A 19,578-nucleotide genomic window follows, 5' to 3' on the forward strand; every position below is an offset into this window, starting at 1 on the left:
TTACTTTCATACAATCTTAAAAAGCATTACTTTTAAAATTCATTACTATCATTATGAAAAACCCTGTTGCCCAAAGCATTGTAGATTTTCTTAAGCATTTTCCTCCATTTAGTTTTTTGGAAAGTGCTGAACTTAGCAGTATTGCAGAACATTCTAAGATTATATATTTGGAAAAAAACCAGATTTTATTTAAAGGTGGCGATGCTACACACACCGACTTTTACATTGTAAAAGATGGTGCGGTTGGACTTTCAATTACTTCTGATGCAGAAGAGACACTTATAGACAAATGTGACGAAGGCGATATTTTAGGATTACGCCCATTTTTTGCTAAAAATGATTACTTAATGACGGCTAAAGCCCGTGAAGAAGCCATTGTGTGTGCTGTCCCTATCGCTGTTTTTCAGCCATATGTTACGGAAAATTCAAAAGTTTTGGAGTTTTTACTTGAGAGTTTTGCTTCGCAAACACGTAATCCATACGATAAGGAACGCCAGGGAAAACTTATTTCTGAAAATAGCTTTAGCGATCAGGTAGCCGATATACAATATTTTCAACCCATTAAATATACAAGGAATCCTATAACTGCAAATGCAGACGATATCCTGAAGTTTATTGCCAAAACTATGGCTAACAGCGCCATTGGCAGTGTCATAATTCAGGAAAATCAATTGCCTATTGGTATTATTACAGACAGGGATCTACGGTCTAAAATTGCAACTGGCCTCTACTCTATTGATATTGATGCCCGTACAGTAATGACAAGCCCTGTAATAACCGTGCCCGAAAATATTTCTATAGCTGAGGCTCAAATGATTATGCTTAAACATAATGTTGGGCATTTATGTGTTACCCGCGATGGAAGTAATAAGTCAGCTATTAGCGGTATAATCAGTGAGCACGATGTTGTTGCTGCCCAGTCTAATACTCCGGGTGTGTTGCTTAAGCAAACCAGGCGTTCAACAAATGCTAAAGAACTTAAATATGTTCGTGAAAAACTCACTGATCTTATTCAGAGTTCTATAGATACAAACATACCTGTATCACATATATCTAACATCGTTGCCGAGATAAACATTGCGCTTACACGACGTGCTATTGAGCTATCTGTAATTAAAATGGGATCTCCCCCACCAGTTGGATTTACGTGGGTAAATGTTGGTAGTCAGGGGCGTAAAGAGCAATTGTTACGTACAGATCAGGATAATGCACTTATATTTGAGGATGTTCCTGCGGAAAAATATGAGGATGTAAAAACATACTTCCACGAACTGGCAGAACACGTAAATGAAATACTTGAGAAGGTAGGTTATGAACCCTCTCCTACCGGTCTTTTGGCTAGCAATCCGTTATGGTGCAAATCATTATCAGGATGGATCAAGCAATACAATTCATGGATCAACACTCCGGCAGAGAAAGGTGTTGAATTAAGCACTACTTTTTTTGACTTTGACTTTATATATGGAGCGCCTGACCTTGAAGATGCATTAACCGAGAACATATTACACAACATCAATCACAATAAAAAATTCTTCGGATACCTCGCAGCAGATACGTTAAGAAATCCACCACCACTTGGTTTCTTCAGGCAGTTTCTTGTTGAGAATGATGGCGAACACAAGGACAGTTTCGACATTAAAAGCCGCGCACTTGAACCTCTTATAGATGCAGCCAGATTGTTATCGCTTAGCCTTAATATTCTGGAAGTAACGAATACATACCATCGCTTTAAAAAGCTGGCTGAAATAGAACCTAAAAATGCTGAACTTTATGAAGAGTGTGCTGAAGCATTTAATATCCTTATGCGTTTCAGGACCGAGGAGGGTTTAATAAACAATTCTAACGGCAGGTATTTAAATCTGGATGAGTTATCAAAAACAGATAAAGTTAAGCTGAAAAATTGTTTTCAGCCAATCAATGATATCCAGGATATGATTAAAAACCGTTTTCCCATCACCTATATAAACTAACACTATGGCTTTTGACTGGTTAACAGGTAATAACCTTCCTCAATTTTGGAAAAATTATGTTTCGCTTTTTGACGACGACGATGAGAAGTCGCGAAAACGTTACGTTGTTTTTGATATGGAAACTACAGGACTCGACTGGAGAGAAGATGTTATTCTTTCTATAGGAGGAATTGGGGTTGCTTCAAATGCTATACATATAGGAGATTATTTTGAGGTATCAATTAAACAGGATGGTTTTTCGCCTCAGTCTGTAGCTTTACAGGGAGCGTTGAAAGATGATGAAAAAGTTGTAGAAGCTGAAGCTTTGATCCAATTCCTTAACTTCGCTAAAGATGCAATACTGGTTGGTCATAATGTAAATCTTGACATCGAAATGCTAAATCAGGCTTTGAAACGCCTTGACCTTGGAAGAATTAAAAATCCACTAATGGATACTAATGTGTTGTACCAGCGCTGGAAAGATTTGCCGGATGATACCCAATCTACACTTGATGAAGTTTGTGATGCGTTAAAAATCAAAAAAAACGAATTACATACTGCTTCCGGAAATGCTTACATCACCGCGCTGATATTTTTAAAACTAAAAAAGAAATTAGGAATTCAGGATTGATCGTATTGCTAGCGACAATCTATATCTATTATTATAATTTTTTTGGTTGCTATATATTGTACCAAATGCATTTCAGATTCTGCAGTGCTGTTTTTTACAACAAAAACCTCCTTTATTATTCCATTAGGAATAGTACTATCTTTCTTCCACTTTCTATACAGTAATCCGGTAGGATATAGAAAAGGCATTTTAAAATTATTAGTGTTGTCCAGAAATATAATACGTCGGCAAAAGATTCTTTTTCTTTATCTCCTTTTTATTTAATGGGTTAACCACAAAACAATTATACCTGTTGGTGTTTATAATGGTGTCAGAAAGTTTTCTAACCTCATAATCTTTTAGATTTTCATAATCGCTGTTTCTTTTAGTCCATGTTTTAGGACATTTTAAACTTATAGCTTCCACAAAAAAATCCTCGCGTTTTATTTTATCATAATACCGTTGTCCGCTCTCTAAGGTAAGCCACATGTGTATGCTTTCATTATCGTCGTTAACCCATAACATATAGCTATTATCTTTAGAGTTATAAAATTGATATTGAGTTGTAACCATAGAGCGATTTATGCCTCCCTTTATTTTATATTCCGCTACATAATCGAATTCAAAACTTTTTTGGGCATGACCCGAAAATAGAGAAGACAAGCAGATAAATAATAATAGTCTTAAAATCATCACAAATAGTTTTAATATCCTAAATAAAATAAAAAAAGCGGCCTTACTACAAAGCCGCCATCTTCAATTTAAATAAAAAAATCTAAAGTTTTCCATCCTTAATCTCGTCCACGATTTCAGGATTTAATAATGTCGATGTATCTCCGAAGTTAGAGAAATCGCCTTCGGCAATTTTTCTAAGTATTCTTCTCATAATTTTACCCGAACGTGTTTTTGGTAAACCGGACACGAATTGTATTTTATCAAGCTTCGCAATTGGACCAATATGACTGGATATGTGCTCGTTAATCTCTTTTTGAAGATTTTCCCTGTCACGTCCTGAACCTGACTCTTTAAGGATAATAAATCCGTAAAGCGCATTTCCTTTAACATCGTGAGGGAAACCAACAATAGCAGATTCTGCTACGGCCGGATGCTCATTAATTGCATCTTCAATAGGTGCTGTACCAAGGTTATGCCCTGAAACAATAACAACGTCATCTACCCTACCGGTAATCCTGTAATAGCCTACTTCATCTCTAAGTGCACCATCTCCTGTGAAATATTTACCCGGGAAAGTAGTGAAGTATGTTTCTTTAAAACGCTGATGATCGCCCCATATTGTCCTCGCCATCCCCGGCCACGGAAATTTAATACAAAGGCTGCCTACCACTTGGTTACCTTCAATTTCATTGCGTAATTCATCCATAAGTACCGGTTGCACTCCCGGAAGTGGTAGTGTTGCATAAGTTGGTTTTGTAGGTGTTACAAAAGGAAGCGGCGATATCATAATACCTCCGGTTTCGGTTTGCCACCATGTATCTACAATTGGCGATTTCTTTTTACCAACATGGTCATTGTACCAGTGCCATGCTTCTTCATTAATAGGCTCTCCTACAGATCCTATCACTTTTAGCGTAGAGAGGTCGTGTTTATCTACCCATTCCCAGTTTTCTTTCGCTAACGATCTGATTGCTGTAGGTGCTGTATAAAATTGGGTTACTTTGTGTTTGTCAATTACTTCCCAGAAACGTCCAAAATCAGGATATGAAGGAATACCTTCAAAAATTACGGTTGTAGCACCGTTCAATAATGGTCCGTATAATATATAAGAGTGACCTGTTATCCAGCCAATGTCGGCAGTACACCAGTAAATGTCGTTTTCTTCGTATGCAAATATGTTTTTAAATGTATAAGCAGTGTAAACCATATATCCAGCTGTAGTATGCAACATACCTTTAGGCTTACCTGTAGATCCTGAAGTGTAAAGAATAAATAATGGGTCTTCAGCATCCATAATTTCAGCTACATTGTTACCGACAGCTTCGTCTAATAAAGGCTGAAGCCACTGATCACGGCCTTCTTTCATGTCAACTTTGCCATTAGTTCTCTTGGCTACAAGTACCTTTTCTACAGAAGGGCATTTCTGTAATGCTTCATCTACAATAGATTTCAGTTCAATAGTTTTGTTGCCACGGAAACCACCATCAGAGGTTATAACCATTTTACATGCTGAATCATTAACCCTTGCAGTTACAGCAGAAGCTGAAAAACCTGCAAAAACGACAGAATGTATAGCACCAATTCTTGCACATGCTAAAACAGAGATAGCAAGTTCGGGAATCATAGGAAGATAGATACATACCCTATCCCCTTTTTTTATACCCTGATCGCGAAGAACATTTGCCATTTTAGATACGCGCTCGTACAGTTCGTTATAAGAGATGTGGACTGCCTCTTCTTTCGGGTCGTTCGGTTCAAAAATTATAGCTGTTTTTTCACCTCTTTTAGCCAAATGTCTATCTATACAGTTCTTAGTAATATTAACTTTTGAATTTACAAACCATTTTACCTCGGCTTCCTGCATATCAAATTCTACAACTTTGTCCCATTTCTGGTACCATGTAAAATTTTCATCTGCAATTTTATCCCAAAATTTTCGTGGCTCGCGTATAGATTTATTATAATGCTTAAAATATTGTTCTAAATTTTTAACTTGATAGTAACTCATATCTTTAGTAGTAGTTGTTTATTCGTTAATTAATGTAAATATAGCAAAACATAAACTTTCAATCGATGTATTTATGCTAAAATTCTATACATGACTTACAAGCGTATTCACCTCTTCTACAAGCTTTTTAACCGAAAATGGCTTTGTCATATATAGGTCTGCACCTAATGCTATACCCTTTTCTATATCGCTTGTTTTATTTTTTGCAGAGAGGAAAATTACCCTGCATTTGTTAAGTCTTTCATCCTGTTTAATTTGCTCTAAAGTAGCATATCCGTCAACCATTGGCATCATAACGTCTAAGATTATAATGTCCGGTAATTCCGTTTTTAATATGTCCAGAGCTTCCTGTCCGTCGCGGGCAATAAAAACCTGAAAATTGTTCTTTTTAAAAGTATATTCAAGAGACATAACGATGTTTGGTTCGTCGTCTACTATCAGCATTTTCTTCATATATACACTTTATATTTTAAAGCTTTTTAGGCAATGTAAAGATAAGGCAAGCCCCACCATCTTGGTTATTTTCTGCCCAGATTTTTCCCTTATGATGCTCTATGATCTGGCGGCTGATAGCAAGCCCTAGCCCACTACCTAAAGGCTTCTTAATGTTTTGATTGATCGATTGATAAAACTTGTCGAAGATATTTTCCATATCTTCTGTATTAATTCCTTTACCATTATCTGCTACAAATGTTGTAATTTCATATTGCCCATCATTAGCAGATATCGTAATTATTCCATCCTGATCCGGACAAAATTTAATAGCATTTGACAAAAGATTTGTTATTACCTGAATCATCCTGTCTTCATCATACATAGCAGTAAGATTCTCACTTTTACTTAGTTTAACCTTTATGCCTTTATTCCTTATTAAATGCTGAAGCGGTTCCAAAGCTTTCTCTAAAGTAGCATCAAAATTATGCTGCTGTGCGTTTAATACCTGCTTACCTGTTTCAAACTTTTCAAGGTCAAGTATCTTATCAATAAGCCTGCTCAGCCTGTCTGATTCCGACATTATATTCTGTAAAAACTGTTTTCTTAAATCTTCAGGCATATCTGAATCATCATGCAGTATTTCCCCAGCTGCTTTAATGGCTGTAATTGGAGTTCTTAGCTCATGAGTAACCGTATCCAGAAATTCATCCTTCTGATGATCTTTCCACAGCAGTTTTTCATTTGCTTTTTGAAGTTCTGCAGTAATAGATTTTAACTCATTTGATGTTTCTGTCAGCTTTTTATTGATGATAATATTTTCCTTAGATTCTTCAAGTATTTTAAGTACTTCCGGCAGTGTAATTTCTTCTTCTTTTACCACACTTGAAATCAATATTTTTGCCGAAGCAGTTCCAATATGCCCTGTAAGCAGGTTTTCGGCGAATTTAACGAGCCTGGCATCTGCCAGTTCCTGATTTTTATCTACATCATATTTTACCTGAAAAATATTCATTGCCCTTCGTGTTCTTTCTTCACCAAGGAAACGCTTTAATATCATTGTAATATCACTTGTATAGGCAGTACCTTTCCAGATAAAGGCGTTTTCATGCATCGTAATATATTTGTCAATATCCACAAACATCTCTGCATAGTTGCGCTCCCTGTAGTTCCCTTTAAAGCTGACTGATACGGCCATATAAGTGAAAATATTAAAGAACATACTCCAAAATACTGCATGCGGTACCGGCGACAGATAATCTAATCCTAAAAAAGCGAAAGGTTTTAAAAGCGCTATACCAAAAGGACCGTCATTGATAAAAGTATTGCCTACATGCGTTACGCCTGTAGCATAAGGTATGAGTACGCAATAAGTGCAGACTAAAAATCCTGCTATAATACCTGCTGTCGCGCCATAAAGCGATCCTCTTCTCCAAAATATTGCGCCGAAAAATGATGGTGCCAACTGAGCAATAATCACGAATGATAAAAGCCCTATTGAAACCAGATCGTAATCTAAAACCAAAACCCTGTAAATAAAGTACGAGATAATGATAAGGCTGAAAATGCCCACCTTACGGATGTTTACAATACGCTTTGTGTTCTCTACCTGGTTACCTGTTTGTAACGACCCTAAAAAACCATACGGAATTAATATATTGTTACTCAGCATAGTTGAAAGGCCTATTGACGATACGACAATCATGGATATTGCTGCAGAAAATCCCCCAAGAAAAACCAAAACAGTAATGGTTTGATTGTTCATGAATTGAGGTATGAGTAGCGAATACGTATCTGCGTTTACATCAGACCCTTCAAAAAGTATGTTTCCTCCCCAGGCTATCGGGTATACAAAAATATTAATAAGCAGCATATACAACGGAAACACCCATACTGCGGTTTTTATATGATTTTCGCGATTGTTTTCTATTACCCCCATCTGAAATTGCCTCGGAAGCAAAAAGATTGCAAACAGCGATAACACACACAAAAAGGACCAATTAATTGCTTGAGGTATTCCGCCGATAGTATTCTTCTCTGTAAAATTATTAAGCAGCGACGCTTTTTGGTAAATATCATCAAAACCATCAAAAACAAAGAAAGTTACGTACAAGCCAACCAGTAAGAAGAAGAACAACTTTAGTAGCGATTCCATTGCTACAGCAGTAACAATACCTTTTCTTTTCTCCGATGCATCTACATAACGTGTTCCGTAATAGGATGCAAACAACGCCAATGCTATAGCTACATAAGTAGTTGTATCGTTAAAAATACTATCAGATGAATTTGTCATTGTCACTACATGGAAAGTTTCAGCTATAGCCTTAAGCTGGAGTGCTATATAAGGTAAAATTCCAAGTAAGCATATAAATGTAACCAGTGCTCCTAGTGAGCGGCTATTACCGTATCTCAAAGAGATAAAATCGGCAATACTGGATATTTTATTAACCCGCGATATTCGTATGATCTTACGAAGAATAAGCATCCAAGCCGGAATAATTAATATAGGCCCGATATAGACAGGTAAATAAGTGATTCCCGAATTTGCTGCGACACCAATGCTTCCATAGTATGTCCACGCAGAACAGTACACCGCTAGCGATAATGAATAGATGTACGGATTATTCGTCCACTTTGTATTGGCTTTTTTTTCAGCCCAATGCGCTACAAAAAATAGCAGCGCGAGATAGAGCGATAAAATAAAAAGTAATGCGGCGCTACTCATAATATCGTTTAATTACATATAAGGAAACAAGTATTGAGGCTAGCCATACCGAAAAGAAATAAACATAAATAACGGGAACTCCAAATACAGGCTGTGCACTATCAAAAAGCAATAGCAAAGGCATATTGAATGCCATTAGCAGCAATATAGATAAGATAATTAGTTTTTGCTCGTGCCTTTTTTTCATACCTGATAGTAAAAACCGTAGCCCCTTAAGAGGAGCTACGGAAAATTATAAAAAATAAATCAATTATACGTTGTCATACTCTCCTCTAAGGGCATAATAACCAAATGTTCCTAACCCTAAAGAAATTAGCGGCGTTAAAACAAATAGCAGGATAATGCCAAATACCAGGTCGTCAATTTTGCCCGAAGTAAATCTTGGCCATCCAAAGGTTATGCAATAGTACGCAGCTGCAGCAGCCAGTAAAAGCCATAAAACTCCAAGTACTCTTTTTAATGCTTTCATATTTCTTTGTTTTAATCGTGTTCTACATTATTTTTAGACTTAAGGTAAATCATACCTATGGCAAAACTGATAGCCGCTATTATAATCGGATACCATAAACCTTCCAGGTAAAACTTAGCATCGCCTGCATCTTTAGCTGTTGTTACGAAGTAAGTTGAAACAGCAGGAAGCAGTCCGCCAAATATACCGTTACCCACATGATATGGCAGTGACATAGATGTATACCTGATCTTAACAGGAAACATTTCTACAAGGAATGCCGCAATAGGACCGTAAACCATAGTTACAAATATTACCTGAATAAATACAAGGAATATTAACATCCATCTGTCAGATGAATTTATCGTAATAGTCGTTTTAGTATCTGCTTTTGCCTTACCATCAACTATTATTGGCTGACCATCTTCTAAATGTACAGTTTTTACCTGTTTGTAAGCAGTACCGTCAGAATATGCTTTTGTAGTTGTGTAAATAGAGTCTAGCTGACCGTTTTTGGTTTCTTTAATAATGGCATCAAGTTTAGTATCTGTAACTACTTCTGTTTTATTGGCAACATCTACAGTTGTATACATTTTATCATAAATTGGCCTGTATAACAATATTGCACAAAGCATACCCAGCATCATAATAGCCTTTCGCCCTACTTTGTCACTCAACCATCCGAAGAATACAAAGAAAGGAGTAGCAAATAGCAACGCTAAACCAAGTAGTCCGTCAACTTGAGAAGACTCGACAAACATTACGGTTTTCATAAAACTCATTGCATAGAATTGTCCCGTATACCATACAACACCCTGACCCATCGCTGCTCCGAAAAGCGCAAGAAGGATAAATTTAAGGTTAAATTTGTTACCAAAACTTTCTTTAAGCGGATTTGTACTTGTTTTACCTTCAGCTTTTGCTTTGGCAAATACCGGAGATTCATGCATTTTTCTCCTGATGAAATAAGAAACAACAACCATTAGGATAGAAATCCAGAATGGTACCCTCCATCCCCATTCGTCAAAAGCTTCTTCAGATAATGTTCCTCTTGTAACGAGGATCACCATAAGCGAAATAAACAAACCAAACGTTGCTGTAGTCTGTATCCAGGATGTCCAGTAACCACGTTGCCCTTTCGGCGCGTGTTCAGCTACATAAGTTGCAGCCCCACCATATTCGCCACCTAATGCAAGTCCCTGTAATAATCTAAGAACTAGTACTAATAATGGTGCCATAAACCCAATGGTCTCGTAACTGGGAATACAACCTATTAAAAACGTTGCCCCTCCCATTAACAACAGGGTTACCATGAACGTATATTTACGCCCAATTAAATCTCCCAACCTTCCAAAAAATAGTGCTCCAAACGGTCTTACAACAAAACCAGCAGCAAATGTTGCCAGTGTAGACAGGAATGCTGCGGTTGGATTATCGGCAGGGAAAAATTTTGTAGATATTACAACAGCAAGGCTTCCAAAAATGTAGAAGTCATACCATTCTATCAGTGTTCCCAGGGATGATGCAGTAATAACTTTCCAAATCCCTTTAGTAGATGTATTGCTCATACGAATAGTGTTTTATTGGATTTTATAAATAGATTTGTAATTGTACAATAAATTCGCCTTTAAGGCTTGACGTATCCGGAGTTGTATAAACAGGCCTTGTAGAATATTGCGCTGTTATTTTGGCATGCTGTCCGTCAAGATGGAAATTAGTCCCGATATCGAACTGGCTGCTGGATTTTTCTAAAGCCTCAAAGTTTTTATAGGTAAAGGCACCGAAAGGCTGAACCCTTACTGCCGGTTTAGGCGAAGAATCGGGTATCATGAAACCAGCCTGGGTGTACCAGATGTTTCCTGTGCCCATTGTAGGCTGTAGGTTTCCTGCTCCTGCCAATGCTGCCTGACCTGTAAAGTCCGGGTTAGCGACACCAACATTCATAATACCAAGGTTCCTTAAGTAATTCGGACCAAAATTGTAGTTATAGAAAACACTGTACGCCGTAATTGCCATTTTCTTTTCTGGTGCTCCTAAAGGCATATCCAGAAAAGCATCTAAAGCAAAAAGCTTTATATCATGTTTTCTTACGTTTCCATCGACAGAACTTCTTGTAGCATCCGGAGCTGTGTAAAAGCCCGCACCTATATTGAAAACTTTTTTGGTTCCAAGATAACTTCCAACCTTATAAGGTAGCAGGTTAGATTCCTGATCTAAAAACTGGTATTCTACATATCCGGCTTTAGACCATTTGGTGTTTCCGCTATTGTCAACTGCCACTTCCCTACCGCCTCCGGGAACATCTGTTGGAACCAGGTTTGTAGCAAACGGTTTGTTTACACTAAAGCGATATTCAAATTTTCCGTATTTACCTTTGGCGAATATACCCATCTGACGTGCAAACTGATCTGAATTTTCAATCAGAGGCCAGTTAAAGATTGGAGCATCAATAGCTAAATAGTTCAATGTAGATGACATTGTCATACGGGAAAGACCCATGTAGTAGTGTAACCCTCCTCCTAAAGTAAGGCTGAATTTCTTATCGGCCTGCGGAAGCACTACAGCATATTCATTCCATACATCATGAAAAAACATTCCCGGTTTTTTACCCTGGCCATAACCTCCGGTACCTGTTGTACCTGCGGCGCCGCCATTGGTAAAGGTTTGGTTATTAATACCGAAGTGTGTAAGTATCATATACCTCTTAGATATCTGGGCATATAACAACATACGAAGCCTGCGGTTACCAATATCGGTACTTGAAGAGGCTTCCTCACCGTTAATCATGGTTCCCGGATTCATTTCACTGGACCTGAACCATATTTGGTTCCATGCAATGATACGCATGTATTTGGTACCTGTGGTGTCAAGATTAAATTTTAATCCTGATCCGTATTCCGTTGACCCCTGAGAGAACGCAGCCATCGAAAACAGTAGGCCGGCAATAACGTAAATTCGTTTCATAGAGTGTTTGGTTAGGTTAGAAAATCGTTTTCGTTACTGCCAAATTCTTAAATTGAAACGAAGAAATATATATTGAATATATATTTCTGTAAAGTAGTATAGCTAGTCTTTAAAACGTTCCCATTTTATAAGCATAAACTTATCACCGAGTTCAGTAATAATCATACCGGCACCCGATAACTGATCTTTGTTTTTAAGATGCTCTATAAGCTCTGTATGGTTAAATATCTTATAAGTAGGATGATAATCGCCATGGGACGGCTTCTTGATTTTAAACTCTTTTACCCAATTACTCACTGTAACGTGCGAAACACCAATAATACGTTCAATTTCCCTAAAACTAAGGCCTTCAAGGTAAAGTTGCAAAGCCTTGGTAACATAGTAATTATCTATCTTTTTACCAAGTTTGTTAACAGTGAAATAGTATTTGCATTTTTTACACAAATACCTTTGTTTATCATTAATCACACCACTTTTAACGATAGTGCTACTTTGGCATTTTGGACAGGCTAAAATCTCCATGTATAGTATTTTTGCATAAATATAGTATTTTAGCAAATATATAAAAATGAATAATTAAAATAATTGCCAATATTTTTATTTACTGTAAAATTTAATCAAGTAAAGTTTGAATTATTCATATTAAATTTTCTTTTATTTGCAGTAATCATTACTACTAATTATGAAAATTTACCCTGAGCATACCAGCCAGAAGGATATATATAAAATACTTACAGGAACTATTATACCACGGCCTATCGGCTGGGTGTCCAGCATAAGTGAAGACGGAGTTCCAAACCTCGCTCCTTTCTCTTTTTTTAATGCTGTTGGCGAAGATCCACCGCATGTAATGTTTTCTACTGTACGAAGCGGAAACACCAATAAAGATACATTAAATAATGTTCTGGCGACAAAACAGTTTGTAGTAAATATGGCTACCGAAGAGTTAGTAGATGCCATGAATGCTACGTCAGTTAACTTGCCTCCAGATGGCAATGAATTTGATTATGCAGGGCTTACAGCTATAACCTCAGATTTTGTCAAAGCACCACGAGTTAAAGAAAGTCCCGTCTCTATGGAGTGCGAACTTGTACACCATTATAGTCTTGAAGATCATAAAGATGGAGGAGCAACAATAATGATAGGGCGTGTAGTAATGTTTCATGTTGATGAATCGATATTGTTGCCTGACTATAAGATAAACCTGGAAGCCTACAGGCCCATAGCCCGTTTAGCAGGAGCTAATTATGCTAAGCTTGGTGAAATTTTTTCAATTAAAAGACCTTTTAAATAATGAGAGTAACAGTTATAGGCGGAGGCCCGGGCGGATTGTATTTTTCAATTCTACTAAAAAAGGCTATGCCTGATTGCGATATCCATATTTACGAGCGTAACAAAGCTGATGATTCTTTTGGATTTGGCGTTGTATTCTCTGATGAAACACTTAGTGAGTTCCTTACAAGAGATCCGCAATCATATGATTTAATACGCACCAAATTTGCTTACTGGGATGAACTCGATGTAGCCCGCGACGGCGAAAAAGTACGCATCACCGGAAATGGTTTTTGCGGATGTTCGCGCAAAACACTTTTACAACTATTACAGCAACGCTGCATCGACGAAGGAGTTAAACTGCATTTTGAAGCTAACGTGGACGATTTAGGCCAGTTTGAAGATTCTGATATAATTGTAGCTGCTGACGGTATAAATAGCAGCGTGCGTGATAAATTCGCAACTGACTTTGGAACCAAAACAGAACTTAAAAGCAATAAATTTGTATGGATGGGTTCTACCCGCCCACTCGATGCTTTTACTTATTTCTTCAGAACTACGCCTTATGGAACATTTGTAGCACACACCTATCAATACGAAGAAGGTATGAGTACATGGATTTTTGAGACAACTGACGAAACCTGGCAGAAAATTGGCTTTAGTACTACTGATGAAGAGGACACTATAAATAAGCTTTCTGAAATATTTAAAGAAGAACTTGATGGTCACGGATTGATATCAAACCGCTCTCATTGGAGACAGTTCCCTGCTATTACTAACGACAAGTGGAGTAAAGACAACATAGTTTTACTTGGAGATGCTAAAGCAACGGCCCACTACTCTATCGGATCGGGCACAAAACTGGCAATGGAATGCGCTATCGCATTAGCAGATTCTGTTATAAAATATAAAACGGATATACAATCGGTTTTTGCTAACTACGAAAAGCTACGCCGCAACCGTGTTGAAATGATTCAGCATGCTGCGAACGTGTCGCTTGATTGGTTCGAACACATGGACAGGCATATCCAGCATCCCTTTATGCAGTTTGCCTTTAGCGTAATGACAAGAGCCAAAAAAGTTACTTTCGAAAATCTCGCATTACGAGACCCATCATTTCCTCAGAAAGTACAGGAAGAATTTAACAAAAATACAAATCAGCCTACAACATCACCGGCCTTTACTCCTTTTACTTTAAGAGGTATGACTCTAGATAACCGTATTGTTCTGAGTCCGATGGAGCAATATTCCGCTAATGATGGATTGGTTTCAGACTGGCATTTAATGCATTATGGTTCGCGCGCAACAGGAGGTTTAGGACTAATTCTTACTGAAGCTACAGCCATATCACCAACAGGAAGAATCACTTTAGGATGCCCTGGAATATGGTCTGAAGAACAAACAATTGCATGGAGAAGAATAACTGATTTTATTCATCAAAACAGCAGTTCTAAAATAGGAATCCAGCTGGGGCATTCGGGACGTAAAGGAGCCGTACAATTTCCTTGGGAAGATGCAGGCAACCCTATAAACGAAGCATGGCAGCTGATCTCTGCATCCCCTATTCCATTCAGTTCGAAAATGGCTATTCCCATAGAATTGACAGTGGAAGATGTGGACTGCATTACGAACGAGTTTGTAAACGCCGCAAAGAATGCTGATGCTGCAGGGTTTGATATGATTGAACTGCAGGCGCATCATGGTTTTCTATTGGCTTCTTTTCTTTCTCCACTAACAAATATCCGAAAAGATGAATTTGGTGGAAGTATTGAAAACCGGTTAAAATTTCCAATAAGGGTATTTACTGCAATGCGCGAAGTTTTTCCAAAAGACAAGCCTATGAGCGTTAGAATCTCAGCATCAGACTGGGCAGAAGGCGGAATTACGCAAGATGATGTGATTATAATTGCCCAGGCATTTAAAAATGCAGGTGCAGATATTATAAATGTATCAACAGGGTTGACTGTAGAACATCAAAAACCGGCTATAGGCAGAATGTGGCAAACACCTTTCTCTGATATGGTTCGTAATGAAGTACATATTCCCACGATTACCGCAGGTTATATTCAGGACATAGACCAAATAAATACAATACTATTAAATGGCCGTGCCGATTTAGTAGCCCTTGGCAAAACACTATTACTAGATACTGCGTTTGTGCGCAATGCACAGGCATATGAACAATATAAAGCTAACGACCTGCAATCGGCAGGAATACCTAAACAATACATGGCAGCGGCATCGCACCATTATCCGTACAAAAATGGTGAACGTAAAGCTATCGAAGGCATGAAAATGGCATTAAAACCGGTAACACATAAAAAGTAATATTACAGTATAGTGATGAAACATTACGAAGATAATTTTGCGCACGATCATCTGCCCAAACAGTCTTTACAGGCTGAATGCTTTACAGGTCATCCCGATTTTGAATTCCCTGAAGATCTCAATTGTGTAGAAAAGCTTTTGGACAGGCATATTGCTGAAGGTAATGGCGACAGGATTGCTATTAGAACTTTTGAAATCTCATGGACATTTAGTGACCTGTATGAAAAAGCAAACCAGATCGCCCATGTATTAACAGATAACCTCGATTTTAAATCGGGGAACAGGGTATTGATTCGTTCGGCAAATAATCCAATGTATGTAGCTTGCTGGTTCGGTATATTAAAAGCAGGAGGCATTGTTGTTGCAACAATGCCACTGCTTCGTGAAAAAGAACTTAGCGTGATGATTGAAAGTGCCGAAATTAGTCACGTACTGTGCGATTACAGGCTTGAAGACGCAATGACAGAAGTTAAATCTTCATTCCTTAAACACATTATAACTTTTGATGGTTCAGGTGAAAGGGTATCTAAACTGGAAACACTTATGGGTAACAAACCTAAGGTATTTGCAAACTATCCAACCAAAGCTGACTCACTTTCTATTATAGGGTTCACATCGGGTACAACCGGTAAGCCAAAAATGACAGCACATTATCATAAAGATATATTGTTGATCTGTGAAGCATTTCCTAAATATTCATTAGAGCCTATACCGGATGATGTATTTACCGGAAGCCCCCCATTGGGCTTTACTTTCGGATTGGGAGGGTTAGTGTTATTCCCTTTTTATTACGGGGCATCAACATTCCTAATAGAAAAACCAACACCCGAATTATTGCTTAAAGCTATTGAAGACTACAAAGTAACAGTATGTTTCACCGCCCCGACAGCCTGGCGTGTACTGACATCTAAAGTACATGAATTTGATATTTCAACGCTGCGTAAATGTGTGTCGGCAGGGGAAACACTTCCTGTAAAAGTTTGGGAAGACTGGTATGAGGCTACGGGATTAAAAATAATTGACGGCATAGGTTCGACTGAGATACTACATATCTTTATATCATCGAATGAAGAAAATATGCGTAAAGGCGCAACAGGAAAAGCAATTCGTGGTTATGAAGCCAAAATTGTCGATAAAAAAGGTAATGTGGTTGAAACCGGAATGCCGGGCCGCCTTGCTGTCAAAGGAATTACAGGGTGCAAATACTTAAATAGCCCCGATAAACAAAAGGAATATGTTGAAAAAGGCTGGAACATTACCGGGGATATCTTTAAACAGGATGAAGATGGCTATTTTTGGTTTGTTGCCCGTGGAGATGACATGATAATTTCTTCAGGGTATAATATTGCAGCTATTGAAGTAGAAAGTGTTTTGCTTTGCCATGAAGATATTGCTGAATGTGCTGTTGTAGGCCTTGCAGATGAAAACAGAGGGATGTTAGTTTGCGCCTATATCGTACTTAAGAATAAAGAAAAAGCCTGCGACGAATTTACCAGAACTATACAGGACTGGTTTAAACAGGTTGCAGCACCTTATAAATACCCAAGAGAAATTCGCTATATGGATGCACTTCCTAAAACAGAGACAGGTAAAATACAGCGATTTAAACTTAAAACTATATTACAAGCCTAATGGAAAATGCATTTATAAAAAAAGAAAAAGTACGCTTTCAGCATGTAGATTACGCAGGCATAGTATTCTATCCCCGCTTTTTGGAGATGCTAAATTGCCTTGTTGAAGATTTTTATGAGGAAGCACTAAATCTTCCGTTTAAAAACATTCATAAAACAGGCGGTATTCCCACAGTTGACCTTAAGGTTCAGTTTAAAAAAGCTGCCCGCCTCGGAGATGAACTTACAAAGTACTTCTGGATTAAAAAACTGGGAAGTTCATCTATGAATTGCGGATTTAAATTTGAACATGAAGACGGATCAATATGCCTTGAAGGCGATGTTACCCTGGTTAAAGTAGATTTTCTTGATGATCGCGGCGGTATTAAAGCCAGTCCGTTTACTGATGATATGCGGATGAATCTTGAGAGATATAAAATTGAAGAATAATATAAATTCCATATATAATGCTGGATTTACCAAAGTTTAAAGCTGCTGCCGTACAGGCATCTCCCATATTTTTAAATGTTGATGCTACAGTTGACAAGGTTATTTCAATTATAAAAGAAGCCGCCGGCAACGGGGCATCCTTAGTTGCATTTCCTGAAGTTTTTATAGCAGGCTACCCATACTGGAACTGGATCATGACACCAGTACAGGGCAGTAAATGGTATGAGAAATTATATGTAAATTCTATCACAGTGCCAGGCCCGGAAGTTGACCGTATCTGTGAAGCTGCAAAAGAAACCAATACTCATATTGTTATTGGCGTTAACGAACGCGGGCAAAGCTTTGGAGAATTATACAACACCAACCTTATTATTGACAACAAAGGTAATCTAGTTGGCAAACACAGAAAATTAGTTCCTACCTGGGCGGAGAAACTTACCTGGACGGGAGGAGACGGATCTTCATTAAAAGTTTACAATACTGAAATTGGACCCATAGGCACACTTGCCTGCGGTGAAAACACTAATACCCTGGCGCGTTTTGCGCTCCTTGCTCAAGGCGAACTAATTCATATTGCAAATTATATATCACTACCTGTTGCCCCTCCCGACTATGATATGGCAGAAGCTATTAAAATTAGGGCAGCAGCACATTCTTTTGAAGGTAAACTGTTTACGATAGTTTCATGTTCTACAATAACGAAAGAAATAATTGATATCATGAAAGAGGATGTTCCTAATGCCGAAGAACTACTTACAAGGAAGAACAGTGCTTTTTCGGGTATTATTGGTCCGAACGGAGCTGTAATCGGTAAACCGCTTATTGATGAAGAAGGAATTGTATATGCTGATATCGATCTTTCGAAATGCATTCAGCCTAAGCAAATGCATGATATACTGGGGCACTACAACCGTTTTGATATCTTTGACCTTCGTGTTAATACAGCATCCCGAAAAAATATTACATTTACAGACGAAACACCTGAATAGGATCTAAATGTTATACGGCTTACTTCCTGAATTTTTCGGGAGTAATGCCGTATTTACTTTTAAATGCAGTTGAAAAAGACTGAACGTAAACATAACCGCATTGTTCTGCTATTTCCGCTATACTTTGCGAGGTTCCAATGAGCAAATCACGAGCGGTGGTCATTCTCAGATCACGGAGGTATCCAAATACTGTAGCACCAAATAATTCTTTAAAACCCTTTTTAAGCTTAAAATCGTTAAGCCCACTCTTTCTGCTAAGTTCAGTAAGTGAATGGTTGTCTGAAATATTTTCTTCCAGTAGTCTTCTTACCAACTGTAATTTTTCTATATCATATACTTTTACCGATTTATATTCTTTTTTTACGAAGGTGGTTTCATATTGCTCAAATTGTAATAGTAAGAGCTTTAAAACGCTTGTTTCAATAAACAATTGTTTTATAACTCCCTCTTTATCGCAATGCACGATATCATTAAGAATAGTATACATTTCCGGAGTTATCTGCAAATCTGAATGACTTAAGATCGAAAGTTCTTTGTCGTCAATCTGTTCAACGAATGTTGAAAATAACGGATGTCCTATCGGCAGAAATCTTTTAAAATAATCTTCAGTGAATTGTACCTGTAAGCTTATGTTTTCATAATCATTTACAGATGGTTCAATATAAAATTCGGTATCTGGAATATAATATAAATTATGATAGCCCTCTCTTACTGAATCTCGCTGTTTACTTTGGGTAAAATAGATATCTCTACTCCCCTTTAAAGAAAAATACATTTCTACATAAGGGTTTTTGTTATGAACAGTTATCGGCACGGGCTTTATAAATGTGAGCTTACCATATAGCAACCTGATTCCGTTGAAATTTATTCTTTTAAATGATGTTTTACCCAAGTCATATGAAAAAGAAATCTCATTTTCTCTTATCTCTTCTACAGAATTAATATCTATTGGCATATTCGCCTCAGAAATTTCTCCATTTAAAAACGCATCTCTTTCCATTGCTGCTAATTATCCGTTTGGCTTATTTAAAAATCCGTTTGGCATACAACATTCTTTCAACTGTTGATGAAATTTGCGCAAACTTAGCTATTATTATTTAGACTAATTATTAATAAAT

Annotated in this window: 17 protein-coding genes and 1 pseudogene; 7 read left to right on the forward strand and 11 right to left on the reverse strand. The window is 37.6% G+C overall.

Features of this window, described 5'->3' with window-relative positions; genetic code table 11:
* The first annotated feature begins 53 nt into the window (after positions 1-53).
* The gene (locus tag ALW18_01495) at positions 54-1,970 is read left to right on the forward strand and encodes a nucleotidyltransferase (GenBank protein AOE51311.1); all 1,917 of its coding nucleotides are present in this window, start codon (positions 54-56) and stop codon (positions 1,968-1,970) included.
* A 4-nt stretch (positions 1,971-1,974) separates the two neighbouring features.
* Complete coding sequence (locus ALW18_01500; GenBank protein ID AOE51312.1) at positions 1,975-2,580, forward strand: DNA polymerase III subunit epsilon; 606 nt, start codon at positions 1,975-1,977, stop codon at positions 2,578-2,580.
* A gap of 8 nt (positions 2,581-2,588) precedes the next feature.
* On the opposite strand, the gene ALW18_01505 is transcribed toward ALW18_01500, so the two are convergent.
* From ALW18_01505 to ALW18_01550, 10 genes are all read right to left on the reverse strand, one after another.
* On the reverse strand, positions 2,589-2,768 hold the full coding sequence (locus tag ALW18_01505; GenBank protein ID AOE51313.1) for a hypothetical protein: 180 nt from the start codon (positions 2,766-2,768) through the stop codon (positions 2,589-2,591).
* A 10-nt stretch (positions 2,769-2,778) separates the two neighbouring features.
* Positions 2,779-3,252, reverse strand: coding sequence for a hypothetical protein (locus tag ALW18_01510; GenBank protein ID AOE51314.1), 474 nt, complete (start codon positions 3,250-3,252; stop codon positions 2,779-2,781).
* Positions 3,253-3,334: 82 nt separating this feature from the next.
* Positions 3,335-5,242 carry an acetyl-CoA synthetase gene (locus tag ALW18_01515; GenBank protein ID AOE51315.1) on the reverse strand — a complete coding sequence of 636 codons (1,908 nt, stop codon included), beginning with the start codon at positions 5,240-5,242 and terminating at the stop codon, positions 3,335-3,337.
* A gap of 84 nt (positions 5,243-5,326) precedes the next feature.
* Positions 5,327-5,695 carry a transcriptional regulator gene (locus ALW18_01520; GenBank protein ID AOE51316.1) on the reverse strand — a complete coding sequence of 123 codons (369 nt, stop codon included), beginning with the start codon at positions 5,693-5,695 and terminating at the stop codon, positions 5,327-5,329.
* 16 nt (positions 5,696-5,711) lie between these two features.
* The gene (locus tag ALW18_01525; GenBank protein AOE51317.1) at positions 5,712-8,399 is read right to left on the reverse strand and encodes a sodium:proline symporter; all 2,688 of its coding nucleotides are present in this window, start codon (positions 8,397-8,399) and stop codon (positions 5,712-5,714) included.
* Positions 8,392-8,586, reverse strand: coding sequence for a hypothetical protein (locus tag ALW18_01530; GenBank protein ID AOE51318.1), 195 nt, complete (start codon positions 8,584-8,586; stop codon positions 8,392-8,394). The genes ALW18_01525 and ALW18_01530 overlap by 8 nt, the downstream gene beginning before the upstream one ends.
* A gap of 63 nt (positions 8,587-8,649) precedes the next feature.
* A complete protein-coding gene (locus ALW18_01535; GenBank protein AOE51319.1) occupies positions 8,650-8,868 on the reverse strand; it encodes a hypothetical protein in 219 nt (72 codons plus the stop codon).
* Positions 8,869-8,879: 11 nt separating this feature from the next.
* The gene (locus ALW18_01540; protein AOE51320.1) at positions 8,880-10,415 is read right to left on the reverse strand and encodes an MFS transporter; all 1,536 of its coding nucleotides are present in this window, start codon (positions 10,413-10,415) and stop codon (positions 8,880-8,882) included.
* Positions 10,416-10,437: 22 nt separating this feature from the next.
* Positions 10,438-11,811, reverse strand: coding sequence for a porin (locus tag ALW18_01545; protein AOE51321.1), 1,374 nt, complete (start codon positions 11,809-11,811; stop codon positions 10,438-10,440).
* 102 nt (positions 11,812-11,913) lie between these two features.
* The gene (locus ALW18_01550; GenBank protein AOE51322.1) at positions 11,914-12,333 is read right to left on the reverse strand and encodes a transposase; all 420 of its coding nucleotides are present in this window, start codon (positions 12,331-12,333) and stop codon (positions 11,914-11,916) included.
* A 157-nt stretch (positions 12,334-12,490) separates the two neighbouring features.
* On the opposite strand from ALW18_01550, the gene ALW18_01555 reads away from it, so the two are divergent.
* The 5 genes and pseudogenes from ALW18_01555 to ALW18_01575 all read left to right on the forward strand — a co-directional run bounded on the left by ALW18_01555 (position 12,491) and on the right by ALW18_01575 (position 18,460).
* Positions 12,491-13,105 carry a hypothetical protein gene (locus ALW18_01555; GenBank protein AOE51323.1) on the forward strand — a complete coding sequence of 205 codons (615 nt, stop codon included), beginning with the start codon at positions 12,491-12,493 and terminating at the stop codon, positions 13,103-13,105.
* Entirely contained in the window at positions 13,105-15,411 is a 2,307-nt protein-coding gene (locus tag ALW18_01560; GenBank protein AOE51324.1) for a salicylyl-CoA 5-hydroxylase, read from the forward strand. The genes ALW18_01555 and ALW18_01560 overlap by 1 nt, the downstream gene beginning before the upstream one ends.
* 15 nt (positions 15,412-15,426) lie before the next feature.
* A complete protein-coding gene (locus ALW18_01565; protein ID AOE51325.1) occupies positions 15,427-17,043 on the forward strand; it encodes a 2-aminobenzoate-CoA ligase in 1,617 nt (538 codons plus the stop codon).
* Positions 17,043-17,306, forward strand: a pseudogene (locus ALW18_01570) (hypothetical protein). Before ALW18_01565 ends, ALW18_01570 begins: the two are co-directional and overlap by 1 nt.
* A gap of 182 nt (positions 17,307-17,488) precedes the next feature.
* On the forward strand, positions 17,489-18,460 hold the full coding sequence (locus tag ALW18_01575) for an aliphatic nitrilase (GenBank protein ID AOE51326.1): 972 nt from the start codon (positions 17,489-17,491) through the stop codon (positions 18,458-18,460).
* Between the two features lie 19 nt (positions 18,461-18,479).
* On the opposite strand, the gene ALW18_01580 is transcribed toward ALW18_01575, so the two are convergent.
* A complete protein-coding gene (locus ALW18_01580) occupies positions 18,480-19,460 on the reverse strand; it encodes a hypothetical protein (protein ID AOE51327.1) in 981 nt (326 codons plus the stop codon).
* Between the last annotated feature and the right edge of the window lie 118 nt (positions 19,461-19,578).

The organism is Flavobacterium psychrophilum, assembly GCA_001708385.1.
Classification (GTDB): domain Bacteria; phylum Bacteroidota; class Bacteroidia; order Flavobacteriales; family Flavobacteriaceae; genus Flavobacterium; species Flavobacterium psychrophilum_A.